The following is a 3,889-nucleotide window of genomic DNA, read 5'->3' as shown; positions in this document are numbered from 1 at the left end:
GGCATAGGCCATGCGCAGTTGCTGGGCCTCGTGCCGGAGCTGTGGGTGGGTGATTTCGATTCCGTGCCGGCGAACCTGCCGGACGATCTCGCTTCCGTGCCGCGCCGGACCTTCCCGGCGGAAAAGGACCAGACCGATGGCGAACTTGCCATCGCCGCAGCACTCGAGCGCGGCGCGACCCGGCTGGTGCTCGCCGGTGCTTTCGGCGGCAAGCGCGCCGACCACGCTTTCCTGCATCTGGCGCTTGCCTTGCGCCTGGCCGAAGCAGGGACCGATGTGCTCCTGACCAGCGGCGCCCAGGAAGGCATTCCCCTGCTGCGTGGAATGGCCGGCTTCGACTATGCCGATGGCACACTATTTTCGGTGCTCGGCTTTTCCGAACTCGCCGGCCTGACCGTCACCGGCGCCAAATGGCCGCTGAACCACGTCAAGGTGGCCTTCGGTTCGTCGCTGACCATTTCCAACGAGATCAAGGGCCGCCTCGAAATCGCGCTCGGCCATGGCCGCGCGATGCTGCTCGCTCATCCCTATCCCTTACCTGAAAGCTGACATGGCCCCGCCTCTTCTCAACCTCGACGGGATAAAACTGACCTTCGGCGGCACGCCGCTGCTCGACGGCGCCGCCTTGACGGCTTCGACCGGCGACAAGATCGCACTGGTCGGCCGCAACGGGTCGGGCAAGTCGACCCTGCTGAAGATCGCCGCTGGCCTGATCGAGCCGCAGGACGGCGAGGTGTTCCGCCAGCCTTCGGCAACTGTCCGCTATTTGCCGCAGATGCCCGACATGGAGGGCTTTGCCACTGTCCGCGCCTATGTCGAGGCCGGGCTTGGCCCTGCCGACGATCCCTACCGCGCCAGCTATCTGATGGAGCATCTCGGACTGTCGGGTGAGGAACGTCCGAACGATCTGTCGGGCGGCGAGGCGAGGCGTGCTGCCCTTGCCCGCGTCATGGCGCCGGAGCCAGACATCCTGCTGCTCGATGAGCCGACCAATCATCTCGACCTCTCGGTCATCGAATGGCTGGAAGAAGAACTCATCCGCACCTCCTCGGCACTGATCGTCATCTCGCACGACCGCCGCTTTCTCGAACGTGTGTCGCGCGCCACCATCTGGCTCGATCGCGGCCAGACCCGCAGGCTGGACAAGGGCTTTGGCCATTTCGAGGAATGGCGCGACCTGGTCCTGGAGGAAGAAGAGCGCGAGCAGCATAAACTCGGCCGCCAGATCGTTCGCGAAGAGCATTGGCTGCGCTACGGCGTGACGGCGCGGCGCAAGCGAAACATGCGCCGGCTCGGCGAGTTGCAGACCATGCGCCAGCGTTTTCGCGGCCATCGCGGTGCCGAAGGGTCGGCGACCATGGTGGCGAGCGACGCCGCCGAGTCCGGCAAGCTGGTGATCGAGGCGAAGAACATCGAGAAGAGCTTTGGCGATCTAACCGTGGTCAAGGGGTTTTCGACCCGCATCCAGCGCGGCGATCGCGTCGGCCTGGTCGGGCCGAACGGCGCCGGCAAGACGACGCTCTTGAAGATGCTGACCGGCGAGATGAAGCCGGACGCCGGTTCGGTGCGGCTCGGCACCAATCTGGAGATCGCCACGCTCGACCAAAAGCGCGAGGCGGTCGACCCGCAGGAGACGCTGGCGCAATATCTCACCGACGGGCGCGGCGAGAACCTCGTCATCAATGGCGAGCAGCGCCACGTCGTCTCCTACATGAAGGATTTCCTGTTCAAGCCGGAGCAGGCACGCACCCCGGTGCGCGAATTGTCCGGCGGCGAGCGGGCACGGCTCTTGCTGGCGCGCGTGCTGGCGCGGCCGGCAAACCTTCTGGTGCTCGACGAGCCGACCAACGATCTCGATATGGAGACGCTGGAACTGCTGCAGGAACTGGTCGCTGGCTTTGCCGGCACCGTCATCCTGGTCAGCCACGACCGCGATTTCCTCGACCGCACCGTGACCAGCCTGATTGCACCGGATGGTGACGGCCGCTGGATCGAATATGCCGGCGGCTACTCCGACATGCTGGCGCAGCGCGGCGGCACCAGGCTGGACGACCGCAAGGCGCGCGCGAAGGCCGAGAACGGCGAAGCGCCAGTGACGGCCAAGAGTGAAGCGGCTGCGCCAAAGGGGCCGGCGAAGAAACTGTCGTTCAAGCAGAAATTCGCTCTGGAATCGCTGCCCAAGAAAATCGAGGCTGTGACGGCTTCGATCTCAAGACTGGAGAACAACATCGCCGATCCGGCCTATTACGAGCGCGACCCGGCCTCCTTCCAGAAAACCATCGCCGCCCTCGACAAGGAGCGCGCGACGCTGGCGGCGCTTGAGGAAGAATGGCTGGAACTGGAGATGTTGCGCGAGGAAATGGAAGGGTGAAGGATTGCGTGGGGGCTTTTATGCGCCTAGATTATGCGCATAAAAGGAGGCGATCTTTATGCTTCAATCGACGTCAAAACCTCAGCGACAATCTGTGAATACGTCCATCGACTCTCGGTTGATCAGTGATGCGAAAGCTTTGGGCATCAATATCTCACGCGCCGCCGAAGAGGGCATTGCAAAAGCAATCTCGGCAGAAAAAACGCGCCGATGGCAGGAAGAAAATAAGGAAGCCATCGACAGCTCCAATGAGTATGTCAGACGCAACGGACTGCCACTGGCCAAACACCGGCCGTTCTGATGGCGCGTTATGATTTCTATAGGAATGCCGCGGGCGGCGGTTATCTTCTCGACGTGCAATCAGACCTTCTTGAAGGACTAAGCACCAGGATCATCATTCCGCTGATGCCGCCCAAGATAGCCCCGGTTCCTGGTCGCCGATTAAACCCGACCTTCGCCATAAATGGCAAAGATCATGTGATGGTCACCCAGTTTATGTCAGCCTTCTCTGCCTCGGAATTGCCGGATCCAGAGGGAAGCCTCTCCAGGCACCATGACGAGATTGTCTCCGCGCTCGACATGCTGTTCCAAGGCTTCTGAACTGCTCCTTCTCAGCCAGCCGTCTTGGCCTGCCAGGCCTTGATCGCCTCGTCGAACACCTTCTCGCCGGGAATGCCCTTTTCCATGGTCAGCAGTGCCCGCCGTCCGGTCTTGTAGACGACCGGTACGTCGATCCAGTCCTGGCCGCGAAGCAGGGTCATGTTGGCGTCTTCGTCGGCCTTGGTATCGTTGAGCGCGACGAGGAAGAAGCCGTCGGCGATCTTCGCCGGAATGCCGATCAACGGGCTGCCGGCATCCTGTTCCGAACCCTTCATGGCGACGCGCAGGATGTTGTCGACACCGCCGCCCTCGAAACCGTCGGGCGTCAGGAAGATCATCTCGATGATATGGCTGGCCGGCAGTGTCTGATCGGTGTTGCGGCGGATGGTCATGCGCAACTGGATGTCCTTGCCGGGAATGGTGGCCTCGGCGCGGATCGCCGGCTCCGGCGGCAGGTCGCCACCGGGCGATTCCTGCACCAGCGACCAGACGATGTTGCCGGGCTCGGCGGAGCCCTGGGCGGTGCTGGTGCGCTCCTCATAGAAGATCGCCTTCTGGCCGACAGGCAGAGCGGCTTCCGCAGGCGCAGCTGCCGGTGCGGGCGGCGTGCCGGCAGCATCGGCCGGCGCTGCTCCGTTGGCAGGCGGCGTTGCGGGGGCGGCACCTGTAGCGGGGGGCGCTGCCGCGGCAGGTGTGCCTGCGGCCGGAGCGGAAATCGCCGGTGCGTTCGTCGCCGAGGGCGGCGTGGTCAGCGCGGCGACCGATTCGCCTTCGCCGATGCCGCTTTGGCCACCGGCCGGACCCGGGTCGACTTCACTGCCCTGGGGCGTCAGCCGCTGCGTGAATTTCGTGCTTTCGGCTTCAGTGCCGCCAGCCGCGGGCGCCGGAGGCGTTGCCGCGGCATCGGTTGCCGGCTTG

Annotated in this window: 4 protein-coding genes and 1 pseudogene; 4 read left to right on the top strand and 1 reads right to left on the bottom strand. The window is 63.9% G+C overall.

Annotated elements, in window-relative coordinates; all coding sequences use genetic code 11:
• The 4 genes from EOB80_RS11190 to EOB80_RS11175 all read left to right on the top strand — a co-directional run.
• Positions 1 to 549 (top strand): thiamine diphosphokinase (locus tag EOB80_RS11190; RefSeq protein WP_245466331.1); only part of this gene is annotated, 549 nt, incomplete at its 5' end.
• A 1-nt stretch (position 550) separates the two neighbouring features.
• Positions 551 to 2,371, top strand: coding sequence for an ABC-F family ATP-binding cassette domain-containing protein (locus tag EOB80_RS11185; protein WP_127327638.1), 1,821 nt, complete (start codon positions 551 to 553; stop codon positions 2,369 to 2,371).
• Between the two features lie 58 nt (positions 2,372 to 2,429).
• Positions 2,430 to 2,672: a type II toxin-antitoxin system CcdA family antitoxin gene (locus EOB80_RS11180; RefSeq protein WP_127270148.1), complete on the top strand. Its 243-nt coding sequence runs from the start codon at positions 2,430 to 2,432 to the stop codon at positions 2,670 to 2,672.
• A complete protein-coding gene (locus EOB80_RS11175) occupies positions 2,672 to 2,971 on the top strand; it encodes a CcdB family protein (protein ID WP_127327637.1) in 300 nt (99 codons plus the stop codon). Before EOB80_RS11180 ends, EOB80_RS11175 begins: the two co-directional genes overlap by 1 nt.
• 11 nt (positions 2,972 to 2,982) lie before the next feature.
• On the opposite strand, the pseudogene EOB80_RS35225 reads toward EOB80_RS11175, so the two are convergent.
• Positions 2,983 to 3,889, bottom strand: a pseudogene (locus EOB80_RS35225) (hypothetical protein); the annotation flags it as partial.

This window comes from Mesorhizobium sp. M7A.F.Ca.MR.245.00.0.0, from assembly GCF_003997415.1.
In the GTDB taxonomy this organism is placed as follows: Bacteria; Pseudomonadota; Alphaproteobacteria; order Rhizobiales; family Rhizobiaceae; genus Mesorhizobium.
The sequence above is the reverse complement of the archived record's forward strand: the minus strand, read 5'-3'. Positions and strand labels throughout refer to the sequence as shown.

Excerpts from the sequence above, each read along its gene's own strand:
- EOB80_RS11185 (WP_127327638.1), top strand. The coding sequence starts at position 551 with ATGGCCCCGCCTCTTCTCAACCTCGACGGGATAAAACTGACCTTCGGC.
- EOB80_RS11180 (WP_127270148.1), top strand. The coding sequence starts at position 2,430 with ATGCTTCAATCGACGTCAAAACCTCAGCGACAATCTGTGAATACGTCC.
- EOB80_RS11175 (WP_127327637.1), top strand. The coding sequence starts at position 2,672 with ATGGCGCGTTATGATTTCTATAGGAATGCCGCGGGCGGCGGTTATCTT.